This is a genomic window from Streptococcus parasalivarius (genome assembly GCF_054785155.1).
Genome location: NZ_BAABOB010000004.1, coordinates 193,533 through 211,726, shown reverse-complemented (window position 1 = coordinate 211,726; position 18,194 = coordinate 193,533). Strand labels below are relative to the sequence as shown.

The window sequence follows — 18,194 nt, the reverse complement described above, 5'->3', positions numbered from 1 at the left end:
GTTTTACTTTCCCTCTTACGATCCAGCACTTTCATAGGCATCCAATCCCCTGTCCCATAGTTTCAAGGAAATGAAAAAGAAGACAAGAGAAATCAAAATCAAACCACCGATGTTAAAGAGCCCATCCTTGCCCTGCAAGAAATAACTGGCAGGATAGTAAGCCGTAAAAGCAACTGGTACGATAAAGCCTAGAAGCTGCTCCTAAACATTCAAACACGATTTCTCATCTCCTAAAATCTGCCTTCTTTATCACAGCAGAAGGCATCAGTATGACTCTATTATAAAGCAGTTAAAAAAGGAAACCAAGTGTTATTCTCGCAAAAGAGAAAAGAGTTTTGATACTTGAAAAAACAAAAAAATCTGTCTAAAAAGACAGACTCAGATTGTATGATATAAAGCATTTATCGGACTGCCATAGTCAAACAAATAATCGTGATGAAAACAAGCATCAAAACCAATAGCCAATAAGTATATTTATAAACTTTCACAGCTCCACAAAAACGTTCGACATAGGATTCTTTGGGATTATCTGGATTGTACCAAACCGTCAGAGTTGATCCCAATGGAAAAAAATCCTTGGCGGTATATGGCACTGATGAATTGGTGTATAGAACAAGTCTTTTAGCCAACAAGTCTGGATTAGAGGTGGCTTTGGAACTCTTCCAAGGAAGTGAAACTGTCGTGACCCACTCATACTCCAGACTTCTTCTAAAAGCTTTACCATTGACGACATACTCTACAATCGGAGCAATGGCATCAGTATAGTATCTATAGCCAACTACGCTACCTTTTATGCTCTCTGTAGACCTCTTTTTACGATTAAGTTCTTTGAGATACAAATAGCGAAAAAGAAATATTGTAAATGACAAAACGGCGAAGCTTATGGGCCAAGCTAAAAATATAATCTGTAACTTAGACATGATTTTCCACCTCAAAGATAATTTTTACCATTTGATTCTCCCACATTAGTCTTTGTATTTTGCTCACTGGAATAAGCACAACTCACTCCATTTTACCATGTCTGGGCTTGGCTTGCTTGTGAATGTTTAGATAGATTATAAGCCACAAAAAAGCCACCATAGGGTGACTTAAAGATAGAAACTCTAAAAATATTGAAAATAATTCCTTTTTTGAGTGCGGTGAGTATAAGTCATAACTTTACACCATGGTAAAAATTCCTTTGAACAATTGCTTCAAGTAGTTGTAAGTTTTAAAACTTAGCTTTACTACCAAGCTATGGAAAAGATGAACGTCTTCATCTAAAAACCGATATAATATTTCAAAGTTCATTTATCACATCTAACAATAACTCTTTGTCATTCTTCATAATGGCTAACAATGCATCTTCGTCATCCTCCAGAATGGCCATGTATATCTTTCTTCGAGCTTCTAACTTTTCGATTTCTTTTTCAAGTCGCTTAATTTTTAATTTCATACAAAAAGAATTCCATAAGCCATGAAGAAAGAACATGAAAAATAAATATTTCGCAGAGACTTACGCCAAAGAGCTGATCTCTATCATGATTTTCATACAGAGTTTGGATACCTAAAAAGTGCAGTCACTACCATGGTAAAAACTCTCTCAAAGGTCATCATCACGCTAAAAAACAAGGGTGTAACAACAGTAATAGTAAAACATCTATCCATCAATGACTGTCTCAAATTTCTAAACATCACTGTAAGTCAATCACCTTTGATTGTGATAAAGAAATTGCTAACTGTAAGTTTATTTCAAATGAGCATGACATTAATATTTTCTTTTATGATTAAGAATGACTTGAACATTGAAGACCAAATGAACACTATAACAGCTTATTAAGGCTATTCGAACTGTTGAAACAGATGGCTTTTAATATAATTTCTCAATTTGTTTTAATAAGTCTTTGAACTATCAAACATCCTATCACGTTTATCTGGGTTACTTGTGAAAGTCTAAAATAATTTGACCAATTTAGAAAAATATAAAAAGCACTATATCCAATTTAGGAGTACAGTACATTTTCATATTTATTTTTGTAATCCAGCGATTACTTCATTGATTTTTAATTCAATATCATTTAATGGAACCATGTACCACTCAGTCGCTTTTTTGAAATTTCCATCCTGAAAGATAACTTGTTTGTCCTGGAATACATGATGCAGGGTTCGTTCAAGCAGCTGAGCGTTCACATTTTGCACTTTAGCAGAAAGCATAATTTTTACAGGTGCATTTAAATATGTTACATCATTTTTCGCATTAGCAATTCTACTTTCAACATTATTTCGAGTAAAACCAATCTTGTACAGATTATTCCACTTGCTAATGTCAGGATCCGTACTTAGTGACTTCAAAACGTAGATATAGCCAGTTGTATATTCTTCGCCAAAACTTTCAGCTAACGTTTCTTCGTCTACTGGTTCTGTCACCATCCGTCCATGACGTTCAGTCGAATAGAGAGACGAAGCCAAAGATTGTAACAACAGATTCTTATTCTCTGTTCCATTCTCATAAACAACATGCATTCTAGCATTTGTCTTCCCATTATCAGCGATAAAGGTATCCTTTGAAATGGAAACGATATACATCATTACACCATTTTGGATGTAGAATCTATTTTCATGAATGTCATACTGTTCAAACGGGATGATTTTTCGTCTGCCAGATGCGATATCTGCATGAACTTGATCGAATAAGCCCCTATACTTCTCAAAATGACTTGCATGTTTTCTCCGACCGATTTTATCTGCCGCATTCACAGTTCTTCGATAGCGAGAAACGTCCAACAAGTCTGAAAAATCATCAATCATATCATCTGAACCTAAGATATCATCTAAATTCAACTCGACATTATTTTCACCTGAATCATCAAGAAATTCTCCATCTAGTTCGAAGTCTTTCGCCAATAAGCCGAGAGTGTCATAGCTCTTAACCTTCTCAGCTCTTTCAGGTTTTCCTCGAAAGCCACTAAGACGAGCCCACAACGCACGTTCACTAGACCATTCAGATGTTTTTTCCGGCTCTCGTCCATTTTCATTCACAAAGTCTATAATCTCCTGAAATTTAGCAACTTCTGGATCTTGTTTTACAACTTTCTTTTTTTCAACTTGTTTTGTTAAATCATCAAAAGCGTCATCTTCAAAGATGCTGTCTAAACTATTCGCCATCTTCTTCCGCTGCCTCTCTTTCACGTTTTATCTCAGCAAGTCGTAGCAAAGCAAAGGCCAAGTATTTTTCACCATCATCTTTACTATTTCGATCAGGATTTCGACCATTTTCTGCACGGAACTTCTTAGCAGCTTGATAGGCAGCAACCAATTGTTCATCAGTAAAATCATACTTATTTGATGAAAGATAATCTTGGATAAAACGAAGCGTCGGTGCGTCGATATCGCGACTAATCACTTCATACGCACGCTGGAACGGATTCACTTGATCGATTAAATCAATATTCAATTCATCAATATTAATGAAGCGGTCGGCCATCTTGATAATTTCACGACTACCATCTTCTGAAGTTGTTGTTTGGCCAGCTGCGATATTAATATCAGCAACCATATGTTGGCGAACGGTTTCTAACTCCTCATTCGTCAAATCAGGATAACGTTCAATGATGACCCGTGGAATCAACGTTTTATTAATCATTTTTGCTTCCGCACCTGATACAATCGCGTTTTGAATATCTTGGCTCTGTAAAATACTAGATTTCAAATCTTCCATATCATTTTCGATGATCTTTTTCGTACGTTCCGTAGTATCAGCAGGTTTCAATCCTCTAATTGAAAGGTTACCTGGTTTGTCTGGCTTATCATCTTTTGGTTTAAACTTGTAGACTGGCGCCAACACTTGTTCCATTAGTAACGAAGCAGAAATGGCCTTCATGATACTGTTAACTGCGAATAATACTTCATCATCCTGTGCATCTGGCTGAGCAATAAGATTTGTAAACTGTGCATGTGTCTTATTGGGACTGTCACGAGTTACGCGACCGATGATCTGAATCACTTCAGTTAATGAATTACGATAACCGATTGTCAATGCGTATTCCGCAAACGGCCAATCGAATCCTTCTTTTGCCATTCCCAGTGCAATGATGATATCAAGCTTATCAAGGTCTCTAATGTCATCTGTAATACTTGCTAAATATGCTGAGACTTTTTCACGTCCATCTTCATTTACGAGGTCGGCTACTAATAATTCTATACCATCGGGACGTTCGATTTCATAAATGCCATCCTCGTTCTGTGTGATATTACCACCGTCCGTCAGTAAATCAAGTATTTCGTCAACTTCTGCGTACTTGTCTTTAGTCGATTCACCAGAGTTAACGTTAGGAATATGGATAATGGATTTCTTATTGACATCAATTACTTTATCCAACGCATCCGTATATTTTCCACGATAGAAACTATAACCCATTGCAAATGATTTCAGATATTTATATCCTTCCAGTTGCTCATAATAAGTGTATGTGACCTTATCAAATTTATCTTCATCAGCTGGTTCCAGAATCTGAACGGAGTCGCCACGGAAATATGAACCAGTCATTGCTAAGATGTGCGCATTGGAGTTTAACATGATGCTACGCAAGGCATTGCCTAACACAGAATTATCGTCGCGGCTGACATGATGGAACTCATCGATTGCTAAAAGCGTATTGTCAAACAGTGAATCATCCAACTCTTCAAAAGCAAATCGCAACGTAGCATGTGTAGCAATCAGGATATTATCACTAGGATCTGTCGAGTTCATGAATTTAACAAAATGTTGAACCTTCGATTTTTCGCCGCCGCCAATAGTTAAATTATTACTTGGTTTTACTTCCCAATCCCAATAAAAACCAAACTTCGATAATTCCGTATCTTTGAATGATTTACCGATTGAACGTTCAGGAACCGCAATAACCACTTTTTTAATTCCTTGATTGTGGAGTTTATCCAAACCAACAAACATCAGCGCACGTGATTTCCCCGAAGCTGGTGGGGATTTCACGAGTAAGTATTGCGACGCACGTTTCTCATAAACACGTTCTTGCATTTCACGCATACCGAGGTCGTTTGTTGTTTTCGATTGATTTTTATCAAAATTAATTTCAAATAAATTACTAGTCATTCGTTGTCATCTCCTGATAGAGTTTTAGTAGTGTTCCAAGTCGATCTTCGTCAGATTCAAACGGATGTTGCTGATAAGCTCTATCAACAATCCCATCCAGTTCCTCGTGCTTCTTGCGTAATGATTCTGGCATGGTATCTTTGTTATATAAATCCGCTAATGTACCGCCTTCGTATTCGCGTAAATCCAAAATTTCGGTCATTACCCTAGTCATTTCATTTTTTCGCTGTGTTGAAAGACTAGGAATAGGAAAGGTATTATAAACAACATTAGAAGAATATCGGTAATCCGTTTTAAGCCTTCCACCGACTGCTCTTACCCATGTCATATGAATTCTGGATTCAATTAACGCCAAAAGCCAAATCGGAGCCCCAAAAATGACATTTGCAGAGTCTGAAACAATAGTTTCTCCACCCACATATCCAAAAGGAATGTATTCACGATTGCTCGAAGAAACCCTAGGCGCGATAATACTTGATTTGATACCCGCTTTATCTGCATTTACTTGGTTTCCTTTTTGCTTAAACGCATAAGCGTAGTCGGCTGCCTCACGAGTGCTTTCCGCGTCACTCTCTAGCCTAAATTCTTTTACTTTTTGAATTCGCTCTTTAATTAGCGGAATATTTTTGTATTCATCATATTCTTCTTTCGTTGGTAACCAAATGGCATACCTAAGTTCATCATTTATATATTCTTTTGATCCTAAATATGGGCGAATTATTGTTTTTAATTCAGGGTATTCGTCTATTATTTCATGATAATCATCTTCCTCAACAATAAAGTTTCCACCATCTTTAGGCATACTTCCTAGGTCCATTTTGGGAATACTAGATATTGGACGGCTTTGCTTCTTCACAAAAACATTTTCTCCAGAAGTTAAATACGGACTAATATTGTCAACCATTCTCACCGTTCCGTCTTCAGAATAGATTTTCGGTGATACATTGAGTGTTGTCTTTTTATCTGACAACCCTACAATTTCTACGATTACTGCAGCCTGCCCTTTAGCTGAATTACTCCATTTAAAAGAAGGATAAGCAAAATCAATTCTTAATTGTTCAAGCAACAATGGCCACAACATCGATACTTGTTCACCTTGATTAATTGAATTGGTTGATACAAAAGCCATTCTTGAGACTGAATTCTTAATATATTCAGCCCCTAAATAGAACCACCCAGATATATAGTCCATATTCTTCCAACCTGAAACTTTTGTTTCAAATAGAAGTTTGTTATCTTCTTTCTGCTCTTTCTTCATTTTCTTTCCGCCAATATATGGGGGATTTCCCATAAGATAAACTTCGTCATCTGGTTTATGAGGTAGGACATCATTCCAGTTAATCCTTAGGGAATTAGCACATACTATATTCCCAGCATCTTTAAGCGGTAACAACTCAGCAATGGTACCTGGGATTGCTTCCTCAAGTTCTTTGTTCATTTGGTGCTCAGCAATCCATAAAGAAAGTCTTGCTACCTCATGCGCAAAGTCATCCAATTCAATTCCGTTAAAATTCCCGAGATGAATAACTGATAGTGGCATTGAATCATTATCTTGTAAATCACCCAATAACTGTAAAATTTTGATTTCAAGTCGACGGATTTCTTTATAAGCAATGATTAAGAAATTTCCGGATCCACTAGCTGGATCTAAAAATTTAATCTTGGAAATTCTTGTCAATAAAGAACCGAGTTCGTTAATGATTGATTTCCTATTATCGTTACGAGTTTTTTCTGTAATATCTTTCAACTCGTTTTCTTCACTCCGAATTTTTAACGCTTCAAAAGCGTCCATCAAATCATCTAAGAATAAAGGTTTGATGACTTTCATGATATTCGGCACACTTGTATAGTGCATACCAGCAACATGACGGTCTTCGGCTGATGCAACCGATTGAATCATTGCGCCAAGGATATCGGGATTGATTTCATTCCAATTCAATAGTTCCCCAGCCTCAATAAGCAGTTCTCTTGAAACTTTTGAAAAGTTCAAATCTACATGTGGTTCACCGAATAATTTTCCATTAACATATGGAAACTCGAGTAACCATTCATCTTTGCCGCTGCGGGCTAACTCATTAATATCCAAAATCGCAAATAGCTCTTTTATGACTTCATTAAAATTCGAACCATCCTCAAGTGTTCTTGTCTTTAGAACATTTGTGAAAGAACCCTTATTCATAATTCCTGTGTCCTCTGCGAATAACAAGAACAGCACGCGAATCAGGAACAGGTTAAATGCATGTTCATTAGCATCTGGATTATCTTTTGCCACCACATCATACAATTTTGCAAAACGTTCAGCTGCTTTACGGTCTGCTGGGTTTTCAGCTTGATAATCAGCCTTCTCAATTCCATTCCAAGCTAAGAAAAAGTCAGCATTTGCTGGCAGTTCTTCAATTGAAATGTTTAGCGTTTCATGTGTTTTCGTATCAATTGCAGCAATATCAGAATAATCGTTTACCAAGATGTATCGTGGTTTTGACTTTTGTTCTTTGATTGACTGAGCAATCGCATCAATAGCAATGACAACATCACCTTCAATTTCTTCATAGTGAAGTTTATTCTTAATTATAAATGGTCCACCTTTATCGAATTTTGATTTTGCACGTGTGATTGATGTTTTAGGAATATCATACAAAGCCAAAAATTGGGTGATAAAATCATCCCCGTTATTTTTCGAAAGTAATCTTTTTACACCATCTTCAATTTCAGTAATGCTTAAAACTTTATTTTTTGCCATTTATTTAACATCCTTCACGTTTATAACATATGAACTAATTATTTCATTGACATCAACATTCAAAGTCGACATAATTTTCAATAATGATTCCTTGGCCACTAACTTATTTTTTCCGAGTTATTCAATTACATTAGGTCCGACACCTGATATTTCGCAGAGTTGAGTTTTGCTCATATTCAAAGCAATCAATAACTTCCATAACTTGTTATAAGAAATTGACATACTTCACCTCTGTACAACTGTTGATTTTAATTATATCATTTATTAACTATCAAGATTACACTAAGCATGAAATATTTCCTCGAATGCAAATTTTTTTCAAAAAAAATCTTTAGCATAGTTCTACTAAAGGTGGGGTAATAAATATTAGATTCACTTTATTTAACCGAGATACTTAACTGACGTGACTATTTTTCAATCTTAATTCTGACGTTTTTCTTATAAAAACTTGCATAAACCTATAGACCTTAAGTAATATTTTTCGGATTAGACTATCATTATATTTTGGTGGTTTACGTCCTAAAATCATAGTAAACGGTAGTAGATCACCAATAATTAATTTCTGCATCATCCAGAGATAAGCCAAGAAACCAACGGTAAGCTGTATTTACTTCAATGTTCTTGATGGTTTGGCGCATAGAACGAATGCCATAAAAACATTGAATCAACGGAATCTTAACTAATAAAACAGGGTCTAGACTAGGGCGACCATTATCCGAGGAATAACTATCTTCGACAAGATCATAAATAAAAGAAAAATCAATTGTTTCCTCGACTTTTCTTAGAAAATGGTCTTTAGGTACAAGTTCATCAAGCGTATAGAATCCTACTTGTCGTCGATTGTATTCAGGATTTTCTTTGTGAAACATGTGGGCACCTCATCAAATACCTTTTCTTTTATTATACTCCTTCGAAGCAAGAAAAGACCTCATAAGTATAACTTCTGAGGTCTTTTCTTCAATCTGAAGCCACCATATGGTGACTTCATTCTTATAAACTCTCTCCTCACCCCAACCAGTCTTTTTCTTTGGCAATGCGGACGGCTTCTGTTCGATTGCCTGCATCGAGTTTGGTCAGGATGGCTGTCATGTAATTTCGTACGGTTCCATTTGAGAGAAAGAGGCTTTCTGCGATTTCTTGGTTGGTTGACCCTTGAGCCACCATGGCCAAGACTTCTTGTTCGCGTTGGCTGAGTGGATTATTGTCAAAGGCAACACCTTCAACTAGCTCTGGCGAGTACTCCTTTTGTCCTGCTAGGACGGTATGGATGGTCGCCATGAGGTCACTGATGGAACGTTCTTTGAGCACGTAGGCATCCACCTGGGCTGCGAGGGCTCGTTTGAAATAGCCTTTTCGTTTGAAGGTGGTCACAATAACAACCTTCGTTTCACTTTGATTGGCACGGATCCACTCAAGGACATCAAGTCCTGTCTTTATTGGCATTTCAATGTCTAAAATGGCTACGTCGACCTCTTCTTTTTCCAAGAGAGTAATGGCTTCTTGGCCATCACTGGCCGCATGGACCTCTTGGACATCATCCTCCAGCATGAGGAGTTGGCAGAGGGCATCCCTCAACATTGACTGGTCTTCGGCGACTAATATTTTCATGCTTTTCCTCCCTTTTTCAAATGCACACGAATGATTGTTGGATTCGACTGAGACAGGATTTCCAAATCTCCATCTACCAAACTGAGACGCTCTCTGATACTGTGTAGTTCTTGTCCAGTGACTTCCTTAAACCCACAACCATCATCCTCAAACTCTAAAACAATCCCATAATGACGGCTTAGACGAATCTGACAGCTATCAGCCTGACTATGTTTAATGACATTATTGGCCAGTTCACGAAGCACCATAGATAAGGTAGACTGGCTAACAGGTGACAGGCTGTCTAAGTCAAGGCTACTATCCACGGTCAAGACGATATCCGATAGGTCAAAGAGCCGCTCAAGTTCTAGCAACTCCTCGGCTACCGTTCGGTACTTGAGCTGATTGACAATCTCACGCACCTCGTACATGGAGTCACGGCTAATTTGGTTCAATTCTTCCAGATTCTTTCTAGCAGCATCATACTGCTCCTTGTCCATCTGTTTTAGAGCCAACTCGGTTTTGAGACTCATCATGGCAAAGGTGTGTCCTAAGGTATCGTGCAAATCACGACCAATACGATTGCGTTCATTTTCAGCGGACAGGATATTGATGGTACGATTCTTCTCCGCAAGGGCTTCTTCCATCTTTCTCTCCTGACGCATACGGTTTTGAAAATAGTACATTCCCAAAGAAAAGAGGGGAATAACCATAGACATGAGGTGGGTGCTCAAATCGTCTGTCAATAGGAAGGATGATGACGTCAAAATCAAGAGTGTCGCTAGAAAGGATAAGAATCGATAAGATGATATGCTATCCTCAAAGCGCCAAACGAGAAGATTGACGTTGAAAAAAACAAACCACATCATACCCCCCTGGAAGGTTATGGACATAAAGATAATGTAAGCTAGAGTGTAAAACCACAGAAAGGGAATCCACTTGATATAGGCTTTTTTCAAATACACCATAAGGAGATAAGCAATGGTAAACAGTCCTGTCAAAACTAGAGTCCAAACTGGAAAATAGCCACTAAAGACTCCCAATACTGGGAAGACTAGGAAAATCAGACTAACAAAATAAGCGAAATCATTTTTCTGGTAAGTTCTAAACATGGTCACTTTCTCTGTAAGATTTGATAAAAAGGGCTAAGCCTGTAGCTATTGTAGCATAGACCAAGATAAAAATGAGTGATTTCCATGAAAATTCCCCTTTTTTTGCGAAATTGACTACCAACTGATTAATATGATAGATGGGTGTCCACTCCGAAATGTGCTGAACCCATTTTGGAAACATGGTAACTGGCATCCAAGAACCACCGATAATAGCAAGTCCAAGAAAGACGATATTTCCGACGATAGCCATGATTTGTTGAGATTTAATTTGGGCTAGGAGTAAGCCAAAGGATAGGAAGACTAGGCTTGATAAGAGTAAGAGAGCACCTGAACCGAGCCAATGTGAGAATGGCATCTCAACATCACGCACAAAAGCTCCCACACAGAAAGTTACGATGATAGCAACCATAAAGTTCATAAGAACTCGGAAAATTTTAGAGAGGTAATAAGCCTGAATACTGATTTTTGAATGTTCGATATAGGTTAACCAATGCTCCGTTTGGTCCTCTCTAAGCATGTAGGGAAAGGTAAAGAAACCAAAGCTGGACATTGAGAATCCTGTCATGGTCAACATATAGGACAAGATAAAAGCTTTTTGTGACTCTGGATCAGGACTCATCTCCATACCTGAATACAAGAGGAAAAATCCGACGGGCATTCCGATAGACATGATAAAGACAGGCCAACTGCGCCATGTTTTTATCCATTCAATTTTAAGTAGTGCTTGCATTACTTGTCCTCCCTAGTGCTATCAAATAGGCTATCTAAAAGTGTCTTATTTTGAATTTCAATGTCAGAAATGCGACATCCTTGAGCTTGTAAACTGCTCCAAATACTTTCAATATCTTTAGTCATAAAGGTTACAACATCACGTTTTTCAGTTACTTCATAAATTGCTGCCAGTTTATCAAGACTTGGTGCAAAGCGACTTGGTAAAGTGACTTGTTTTTCCTTTTCCTCGCTACGCATGGCATGTGGCGTAGTATCTCTGATAAGTTTCCCCTGATGAAGGACCAAGATACGATCAGCTGTGTGTTCAACTTCTTCAATATAGTGGGACGAATAGAGGATAGTGACACCTGACTTTTTCAGATCATTGATGATTTCCCAAAAGCGTTGGCGTGTCGTAGTATCCATCCCTGCTGTCGGCTCATCTAAAAAGAGAATGTCAGGCTTGCCAATTAGACAGAGGACAAAGGCAAGAAGGCGTTTTTGTCCCCCTGAGAGTTTGTCCGCAAACTGCTGATACTGGTCATCTTTGAATTGTAAGAGTTCTTGAATCTCTTCTTTAGATAATCCATTTTCAGAAATATCTTGGAAAAAAGCAATCAGTTCCTTGACTTTTAATTGTGAGGGAATGGTATTTTCTTGGAGGAGAACCGCAATTTGATCTTGCGCTTTCCCCTTTTTGCCCTTAATAAAGACTTGACCGCTACTGGCTTTCTTATCACCAAGAATGCAGGACATCAAGGTCGTCTTACCCGCACCGTTGGGCCCAATTAAGGCAAGACAGTCTCCTTGACCCACCTTAAAGCTGATATGGTCTAAAATCGTTTTACCTTTGATTTTTTTGACAAGATTTGTAACTTGAAGGACTGCTTCACTCATGTTTGTGATTTCCTTTCTTTTGGTAGAAGGCTAAAAAGACATAACAAGCTGCAACAGACACGCCCATAACACTGTAGAGAATATCACTGCCGCCATTAAGTAGGACACAGATAAAGAGGATGGTCCAAATTGTCGCTAGGAGCATGATGCTCAGTATTTTCAATAGTTTCATGCTGGATCTCCTAGTTTTTCAATTCATTAATGACAAGGTCGATAAAACTTTTAGCCATAGTGATGAGAATGTAGGCTGAGATAGACAAGCCAATAATCATGCCAAGGTTTGAGAAGATAGCTTCAAAGTTGCCTTTTTCAAAGATATCAGTAAACATGCTAAGTCCAGCAAAGACAGTTCCGATAACAGCGTAGATAAGGTAAGATGTTTTGATTTTCATGAGATGACCTCTTTCGTTTTTTTATTATTTCTAAGTTATGACTAAAGTATATCTTTTTAGTCACTCTCTTTTTAGCACCAGATGTCATGACATGACATGACATTTGTCATGTGACGTAAAGGCAAGAAAAAAGAGCTGACCTTTACGTCAACTCTAACTTAAGTTATAAGCAAAAGGAAGTTCTTCCGTCATTTTGACACTACTCGTTTCTAGCCAAGAAATTATAATTTCAAGGCCAACATGTTAACCGTCATACCTGCTGCTGTTCCCAAAAGGTAGACGACATCTCCTTCTTTAACTAATCCATGATCTAATGAGTAAGCCAAGCCAAATGGAACAGATACAGAAACCATATTACCATAGTCGGTAACTATGTTAAGATATTGATCTTCAGCAATACCAAGTTTATCCATTACCAAAGATAAGGCACGACTAGCTTGATGGGGAATGATGTAGTCCACATCCGCAAGAGCCAAGTGAGTTTTCTCTTGGAATTCTTGGAACATATCAGGAAGCTTATGCGCTGATAAAAGGAGAATCTTCTTGCCCTTCATATCAAACATAAAGTCCGTTTTTGTCTTTTCTGAATATTTTTTAGGATGGTAAGAAGTCAAACCTCCACGGATTTCAGTATCATGAGCACCTTCTGACCAGGTATGTTGTAGACTTGCAATAACCCCTTTGTCTTGAGAACTTGCTTGGAAAATAAAGGCTGCTGCTCCATCACTAAAGAGTTCAAAACTTTCTTTTTGTTTCGGATTGAGACCCAGACTTCCGACCTCACTAGATACAATCAGGACACGATGGTATTCACCAGCTTCAATCAAGTAGGACATTGTTGATAAAGCTGAGATAAAACTTGTACAAGTCGTATTGATATCCATGGCTGGGATGGCAAGTCCTTTTGCCACACGCTCATGAATCAAGGCTGCAGTACAAGGAATAGGCTGCACACCAACTGCACTGGCTGAGACAAGACAATCAATGTCCTCAATTTTCAAATTGGCATTTTCAAGAGCTCGTTGGATAGCCACTTCGGCCAAATCCAACTGTGTTTCTTCATCTTCTACAACACGATAACGTGTTTGATTTTTGAATTGTACGGTTTGTTTTGGAAGACAAACTCCATAACCTGCGATTTCAACATGTCTTTTTACTTCTGTCATTGTCATTCATCCTTTCATAAACACTGAATACGTTTGAGTTTTCGACTGGTATCCCAATGATAATCGGAAAAATGGATTTCTGGAACCTTAAACTGCTTTTGCTGCGCCAAGAGTTGAAACTGAGCTGTGATAGCTTCTTCTACTTGCTCGTCTCGTTGGCTTAGACAGACTTCAACAATTTTCTCTGAATGTTGCTTGACTTGATAGTCTCCAACACTTTCCACAAAGAGAATACAACGCCTGATAAAATCAGGATAGATTGTCACCTGTCCTCCATCCTGACCTTCAAAGTAGAAGATATCATCGGAGCGACCTTCGACCTTGTCAATCCTTGTATAATGAGAACCACATGGACAAGGTTCTGGATTTTCAACCAAGATATCATTAAGTTTGTAGCGGTAAACAGGTTGACTGCTTCGTTTGAAATCCGTTATCACTGGATAAAATCGACGCTCGTCCAGATACTCTTTCTCAACAAAAATGATATCCTCATTGAGGTGAAGATTGCCTGCAGAGCAAGTACAGGCTAAAAAACCTTCCGTCGCTTGATAAACCTGGTCAATAATGGGTAGCTTAAAGGCACTCGAGATGCGAATTCTATCACTATCCTCTAAAATTTCTGCTACAGAGACAATTTTTTGCGGTGAGATAGACAAGTCTCCAGCCTTAAGACGCTTGCTCAACTCTATTAACATGGAAGCTGGTGCCACAACAATAGTCGGTTGATAATGATTAAGACGTTCAATATGTTCATCAGTATTTTTGAAAATATCGAAGTATTCTAATCGTATCACTGCCGTATTGATAGTCTGATAGAGTTCATTATCTGCTCTCAGGAAAAAGGCAATTCGGTGGCCAAAAAGATGACTCTTTGGCAACATCTTAGCTAAAATAGCTGCTGCCCACATGCTTCGCTCTTTCTCAGTCGTGATGAAGAGGCCACGATGTCCCGATGTTCCTGAAGATAAACCAACAGCTACTTCACCTTTAAGTTCCGTGAAGTCACGAGTCTTTTCACTCTCAATAGCCAAGGCTAGAGCTTCATCGCGATCGATGCCTTGAGTATTTAACTCGTTAAAATGCGTCATCATAAAGGTCTTATCCATATGGTCGAAGTCAGTAGGAACACCATTTTTGAAATAAGGAGACTCCCGTTTTAGAAAATCCATATAGTTAGATAATTGCTTTTTCTGATAAGCTTCTAAAGCTGCTCTCGTTTTGAAGTTGTGAAGCCATCTGGTTTGGATAAAGGTTTTAAGAAAGGTTATTTTTTTCATACAAGATACGCTCTATCCTTTCTACAGGGTCATGGCTAACTAGTACTTCCGTCCCATCATTTAGGATATCCTCCAGTAACTCAGTCCCCTTGATATAATCCGCCATGTTATCCTGAACCAAGGACGGAATGAGGTGCATTTGTTTCGTATAAGGTAGCAAATCGACACCCCAGCACAAGTCCGCTGCGATAAAAAGATTATAATCTGGAATATAGAGACAAGCCTGACCCTTGGCATGGCCATCAACAGAGGCTACCAAGATACTTCCATCTCCAAATAAATCACAGGTCGGACGATAAGGAAAAGTTGAGTTTTGCTGATCAGCCTTGATTACTTTTACCTGTTTCTCAAAAGACGCTGGCAAAAATTCCTTAAAAATCAAATCCTTCAACTTAGGCTTCTGATAAACCTCATAAACCTCCTGAGTCAGAAGGAAGCTCGCATTAGGAAAGAAGCCAGCCCCTCCCAAATGATCAGGATGCAGGTGGGAAAGCATAACATAAGTAATGTCATCAGGCCTAATCCCCTTCGCCTTCAACAAGTTTGAAATTTGATCCTTTTCTGTCATCTGCACCGGCGTTCCTAAACGATACAAGACATAGCGAAGCTGGGTCTTAATATCGTAGTGATAACCTGTATCATAAAGCAGATAGCCTTTATCTCTGTGTTTGATTAGAAAGACACCGGCTGGAAAGGTCATCTTTTTATTCTTGACTTTCTTGAACAAAAGACCAGTATAGCTAGTACAATATCCCGCAGGAAAATAATCAATGCTTTCGATAATCTTGGACATATTGTTCAATCCCTTCTGAAATCGTTATTTTAGGCCGATAGCCCAAGTCACGCTCTGCCTTGCTAATATCTAAAGTCTGACTATAGCGCAGCAAGTAATAGGTATAGCGTGTTAGGGCTGGCTCTCCCTTGAGCTTTAGTCTCTTATAAATACACTCCAAACTACTTGAAATAACAGACACAAGTGGAGCTGGAATTTTGCGATAGCGGATGGGATAGCCCAAACCTCTCAAGGTTTCTTCAATCAAGTCCCTAAGTGTTCTAGGTTCTCCATTAGTAATATTATAAACCTCTCCAGCTGCTTGAGGAGTTTCCAAAGCCAGACGAATAGCCAAAGCAACATTTTCCACACAGGTCATATCCATCAGTTGGCGACCATCACCAATCAAAGGAATACCGATCTTCTGACTAAGATTAAGAACACGTGGCAAAATGCTGGTGTCTCCAATCCCAAAAAGTCCTCGAGGTCGCAATATGACACTAGACACATCAGGATAATCTTTAAATAGTTTTTCTGATGCCAATTTACTTCGAATGTAATTGTTAAGCCTATTTTCCTGAGGGGCATCGCTTTCTTTGATATCCAGCTGGTCTCTAGGCGCTGCATAGATACTTGGAGACGACACATATACCAAGCGCTCGATTTTAGCCTTACGGCAAGCTTCAAGGACGTATTTAGTTCCTAAGACATTCGTTTGGTAAAAGTCTTCCCAAGGACCCCAGACTGTTGACAAAGCGCCGGCATGAACGACCATATCCATTTCCTGACAAGCCTTAGTCAAATCCTCTTGGTTTGTCAAATCTCCTTGAATAAAGGTCAAAGAGGCATTTACCAGAGACTGGCCAATTGCACGATTACGACCAAAAGCTCTGACTTGATAACCGTGCTTAACCAGTTCTTCCACGACATACTTGCCTAAAAAACCTGTAGCACCCGTTACTAAAACTTTCTTCATTGTTTTTTCTCCTTGTCTGCCAGCAGGCGAGCAATTTCACCCTCCACTACTTCTGTAGGGTGGTATGACTTGGCAGCATGACTTAAAGCCTCTAGCTCAGACCAATCTTTCTTAGCCAACAATGCCTCAAAAGCTTGCCCAATTGCCTTGTCATCCTCTCTTTTGGCAGTCAAAGCCACACCTGCCTCGAGTCCACGAATAGCATAGTCATACTGGTCATAATCGTGAGGAAGTATTAAGGATGGCTTTTTATTTATAATACATTGGAAAAAAATACCTGAACCACCGTGGTGAATGACATAATCCATCTGAGGAATGTATTCATTGTAGGGAAGATAAGAAACCACTGAAACATTATCCATTAATTTTTGGCATTGGAATTCTTGCCCTCCAAGACCTAAAGTTATAAAAAACTGGCACTCTGGATGAGACTTAGCTAACAGCTTCGTTTGGTAAATTAAATTGTCCTTTGCCCAATCCAATTGGGTTCCACAAGTCACAAAGACAATTTTACGATTTGCAAATGGCGACAAATCAAGAGGATAATCCTCACATCGCTCAACTGAACCTCCAGTAGGACCCACCCAGTGGTAATGTTCTGGGATCCCTTTCTTTATCTCCAACTCTTTCATTCCTATTCCTAAAATAGAATACGGTGAATAGATACTCTCTTGTCCCTTATGGTTGTACATTTTAAAACCATAACGCTTTAAACGATTTCGTAATAAAAAAGTGGCGGAATACTTCAAGAAACGAGTCAGTTTTCTGCCTAGCCATTGTTGAATCAATTGATTGCGATTCTTCGGACTTCCCATTCCTCCGAAGAAACAAGGAGGACCATCCGTCGTTTCAATAGCAAATTGTGTGGCCATTGTCGTTATCCACGGAATCCCCATTTGCTCTACAACAAGTCCACCCGACAAACTGACATAATCGGCAATGACTAAATCAGGTCGGCTTACTTTCCATTCCGATAGTAATTGATCGGAAACAAGATTAATAATATCAAGACTAGCTGATAGTTGACGATAAGCAGAAAAAAGGCCCAATTGCTCCTTATTATTAGCCACCCTTTCAAAGTCCATTTCATGACCTTCAAGAATAGTAACAACCTTAAAGCCTGCTGCCTCAGCTACTGCACGTTTCTGCTGTCCTGTGAATAAACGAATATCATAGCGAGGATCTTTTAATAAAGGCATTAGCAGATTCATGGTTGGATAAAGGTGCCCACTTAATAGAACGATGACCACGTCAATTTTTAGTTTTCACATAACACTAGCATAGCAAATTTTTTTTGAAAGAACTACTCAAAACCAAATACTATCTAAACTCATTTTCTCTGAATAGATACACTTCTTCAGTAAGATTTTTCATCCATTAATCAATCAAAGCTTGCCACAAATACTTTAACATAAAACATTTCAATATTTTTTAGCAAGAATCCCCTAACTTACCTCCATCATAACAAATATTCT

At 38.5% G+C, this 18,194-nt stretch carries 16 protein-coding genes and 2 pseudogenes; all 18 read right to left on the bottom strand.

Annotated features, from left to right (window positions below; translation table 11 throughout):
• Window positions 1–15 precede the first annotated feature (15 nt).
• Window positions 16–195 (bottom strand): annotated as a pseudogene (locus ACYVQ1_RS05365) (ABC-2 family transporter protein); the annotation flags it as partial.
• Between the two features lie 206 nt (window positions 196–401).
• On the bottom strand, window positions 402–920 hold the full coding sequence (locus ACYVQ1_RS05360; RefSeq protein ID WP_461250084.1) for a DUF3592 domain-containing protein: 519 nt from the start codon (window positions 918–920) through the stop codon (window positions 402–404).
• A gap of 359 nt (window positions 921–1,279) precedes the next feature.
• Window positions 1,280–1,435 (bottom strand): hypothetical protein, encoded by a 156-nt coding sequence (locus ACYVQ1_RS05355; protein ID WP_461250083.1) that lies wholly within the window; start codon window positions 1,433–1,435, stop codon window positions 1,280–1,282.
• Window positions 1,436–2,007: 572 nt separating this feature from the next.
• On the bottom strand, window positions 2,008–3,144 hold the full coding sequence (locus ACYVQ1_RS05350) for a GIY-YIG nuclease family protein (protein WP_461250082.1): 1,137 nt from the start codon (window positions 3,142–3,144) through the stop codon (window positions 2,008–2,010).
• Window positions 3,134–5,089, bottom strand: a complete 1,956-nt coding sequence (locus ACYVQ1_RS05345) for a DEAD/DEAH box helicase (protein WP_461250081.1) — start codon at window positions 5,087–5,089, stop codon at window positions 3,134–3,136. The genes ACYVQ1_RS05350 and ACYVQ1_RS05345 overlap by 11 nt, the downstream gene beginning before the upstream one ends.
• Entirely contained in the window at window positions 5,082–7,829 is a 2,748-nt protein-coding gene (locus ACYVQ1_RS05340) for a class I SAM-dependent DNA methyltransferase (protein ID WP_461250080.1), read from the bottom strand. The genes ACYVQ1_RS05345 and ACYVQ1_RS05340 overlap by 8 nt, the downstream gene beginning before the upstream one ends.
• A 566-nt stretch (window positions 7,830–8,395) precedes the next feature.
• Window positions 8,396–8,698: pseudogene (locus tag ACYVQ1_RS05335) on the bottom strand (transposase); the annotation flags it as partial.
• 136 nt (window positions 8,699–8,834) lie between these two features.
• Complete coding sequence (locus ACYVQ1_RS05330) at window positions 8,835–9,437, bottom strand: response regulator (RefSeq protein ID WP_461250079.1); 603 nt, start codon at window positions 9,435–9,437, stop codon at window positions 8,835–8,837.
• Window positions 9,434–10,528: a histidine kinase gene (locus tag ACYVQ1_RS05325; RefSeq protein WP_461250078.1), complete on the bottom strand. Its 1,095-nt coding sequence runs from the start codon at window positions 10,526–10,528 to the stop codon at window positions 9,434–9,436. Before ACYVQ1_RS05325 ends, ACYVQ1_RS05330 begins: the two co-directional genes overlap by 4 nt.
• Window positions 10,521–11,258 carry an ABC transporter permease gene (locus ACYVQ1_RS05320; RefSeq protein WP_461250077.1) on the bottom strand — a complete coding sequence of 246 codons (738 nt, stop codon included), beginning with the start codon at window positions 11,256–11,258 and terminating at the stop codon, window positions 10,521–10,523. The genes ACYVQ1_RS05325 and ACYVQ1_RS05320 overlap by 8 nt, the downstream gene beginning before the upstream one ends.
• Entirely contained in the window at window positions 11,258–12,136 is an 879-nt protein-coding gene (locus ACYVQ1_RS05315; RefSeq protein WP_461250076.1) for an ABC transporter ATP-binding protein, read from the bottom strand. Before ACYVQ1_RS05315 ends, ACYVQ1_RS05320 begins: the two co-directional genes overlap by 1 nt.
• A complete protein-coding gene (locus ACYVQ1_RS05310; protein WP_270334161.1) occupies window positions 12,129–12,308 on the bottom strand; it encodes a hypothetical protein in 180 nt (59 codons plus the stop codon). The genes ACYVQ1_RS05315 and ACYVQ1_RS05310 overlap by 8 nt, the downstream gene beginning before the upstream one ends.
• A gap of 10 nt (window positions 12,309–12,318) precedes the next feature.
• Window positions 12,319–12,528 carry a hypothetical protein gene (locus tag ACYVQ1_RS05305; protein ID WP_004182317.1) on the bottom strand — a complete coding sequence of 70 codons (210 nt, stop codon included), beginning with the start codon at window positions 12,526–12,528 and terminating at the stop codon, window positions 12,319–12,321.
• Window positions 12,529–12,749: 221 nt separating this feature from the next.
• Complete coding sequence (locus ACYVQ1_RS05300) at window positions 12,750–13,694, bottom strand: 3-oxoacyl-[acyl-carrier-protein] synthase III C-terminal domain-containing protein (RefSeq protein WP_008534924.1); 945 nt, start codon at window positions 13,692–13,694, stop codon at window positions 12,750–12,752.
• Window positions 13,695–13,708: 14 nt separating this feature from the next.
• Window positions 13,709–14,971: a F390 synthetase-related protein gene (locus tag ACYVQ1_RS05295; RefSeq protein ID WP_461250075.1), complete on the bottom strand. Its 1,263-nt coding sequence runs from the start codon at window positions 14,969–14,971 to the stop codon at window positions 13,709–13,711.
• On the bottom strand, window positions 14,949–15,764 hold the full coding sequence (locus ACYVQ1_RS05290) for an MBL fold metallo-hydrolase (protein WP_461250074.1): 816 nt from the start codon (window positions 15,762–15,764) through the stop codon (window positions 14,949–14,951). The genes ACYVQ1_RS05295 and ACYVQ1_RS05290 overlap by 23 nt, the downstream gene beginning before the upstream one ends.
• Window positions 15,739–16,719: an NAD-dependent epimerase/dehydratase family protein gene (locus tag ACYVQ1_RS05285; protein ID WP_461250073.1), complete on the bottom strand. Its 981-nt coding sequence runs from the start codon at window positions 16,717–16,719 to the stop codon at window positions 15,739–15,741. Before ACYVQ1_RS05285 ends, ACYVQ1_RS05290 begins: the two co-directional genes overlap by 26 nt.
• Window positions 16,716–17,930 carry a glycosyltransferase gene (locus ACYVQ1_RS05280; protein WP_461250092.1) on the bottom strand — a complete coding sequence of 405 codons (1,215 nt, stop codon included), beginning with the start codon at window positions 17,928–17,930 and terminating at the stop codon, window positions 16,716–16,718. The genes ACYVQ1_RS05285 and ACYVQ1_RS05280 overlap by 4 nt, the downstream gene beginning before the upstream one ends.
• Window positions 17,931–18,194 lie beyond the last annotated feature (264 nt).

Bases quoted from the DNA above. Each gene is read 5' to 3' on its own strand.
- ACYVQ1_RS05295 (WP_461250075.1), bottom strand. From the start codon at position 14,971: ATGAAAAAAATAACCTTTCTTAAAACCTTTATCCAAACCAGATGGCTT.
- ACYVQ1_RS05340 (WP_461250080.1), bottom strand. From the start codon at position 7,829: ATGGCAAAAAATAAAGTTTTAAGCATTACTGAAATTGAAGATGGTGTA.
- ACYVQ1_RS05305 (WP_004182317.1), bottom strand. From the start codon at position 12,528: ATGAAAATCAAAACATCTTACCTTATCTACGCTGTTATCGGAACTGTC.
- ACYVQ1_RS05360 (WP_461250084.1), bottom strand. From the start codon at position 920: ATGTCTAAGTTACAGATTATATTTTTAGCTTGGCCCATAAGCTTCGCC.
- ACYVQ1_RS05300 (WP_008534924.1), bottom strand. From the start codon at position 13,694: ATGACAGAAGTAAAAAGACATGTTGAAATCGCAGGTTATGGAGTTTGT.
- ACYVQ1_RS05285 (WP_461250073.1), bottom strand. From the start codon at position 16,719: ATGAAGAAAGTTTTAGTAACGGGTGCTACAGGTTTTTTAGGCAAGTAT.
- ACYVQ1_RS05345 (WP_461250081.1), bottom strand. From the start codon at position 5,089: ATGACTAGTAATTTATTTGAAATTAATTTTGATAAAAATCAATCGAAA.
- ACYVQ1_RS05320 (WP_461250077.1), bottom strand. From the start codon at position 11,258: ATGCAAGCACTACTTAAAATTGAATGGATAAAAACATGGCGCAGTTGG.
- ACYVQ1_RS05310 (WP_270334161.1), bottom strand. From the start codon at position 12,308: ATGAAACTATTGAAAATACTGAGCATCATGCTCCTAGCGACAATTTGG.
- ACYVQ1_RS05355 (WP_461250083.1), bottom strand. From the start codon at position 1,435: ATGAAATTAAAAATTAAGCGACTTGAAAAAGAAATCGAAAAGTTAGAA.
- ACYVQ1_RS05315 (WP_461250076.1), bottom strand. From the start codon at position 12,136: ATGAGTGAAGCAGTCCTTCAAGTTACAAATCTTGTCAAAAAAATCAAA.
- ACYVQ1_RS05330 (WP_461250079.1), bottom strand. From the start codon at position 9,437: ATGAAAATATTAGTCGCCGAAGACCAGTCAATGTTGAGGGATGCCCTC.
- ACYVQ1_RS05325 (WP_461250078.1), bottom strand. From the start codon at position 10,528: ATGTTTAGAACTTACCAGAAAAATGATTTCGCTTATTTTGTTAGTCTG.
- ACYVQ1_RS05350 (WP_461250082.1), bottom strand. From the start codon at position 3,144: ATGGCGAATAGTTTAGACAGCATCTTTGAAGATGACGCTTTTGATGAT.
- ACYVQ1_RS05280 (WP_461250092.1), bottom strand. From the start codon at position 17,930: ATGAATCTGCTAATGCCTTTATTAAAAGATCCTCGCTATGATATTCGT.
- ACYVQ1_RS05290 (WP_461250074.1), bottom strand. From the start codon at position 15,764: ATGTCCAAGATTATCGAAAGCATTGATTATTTTCCTGCGGGATATTGT.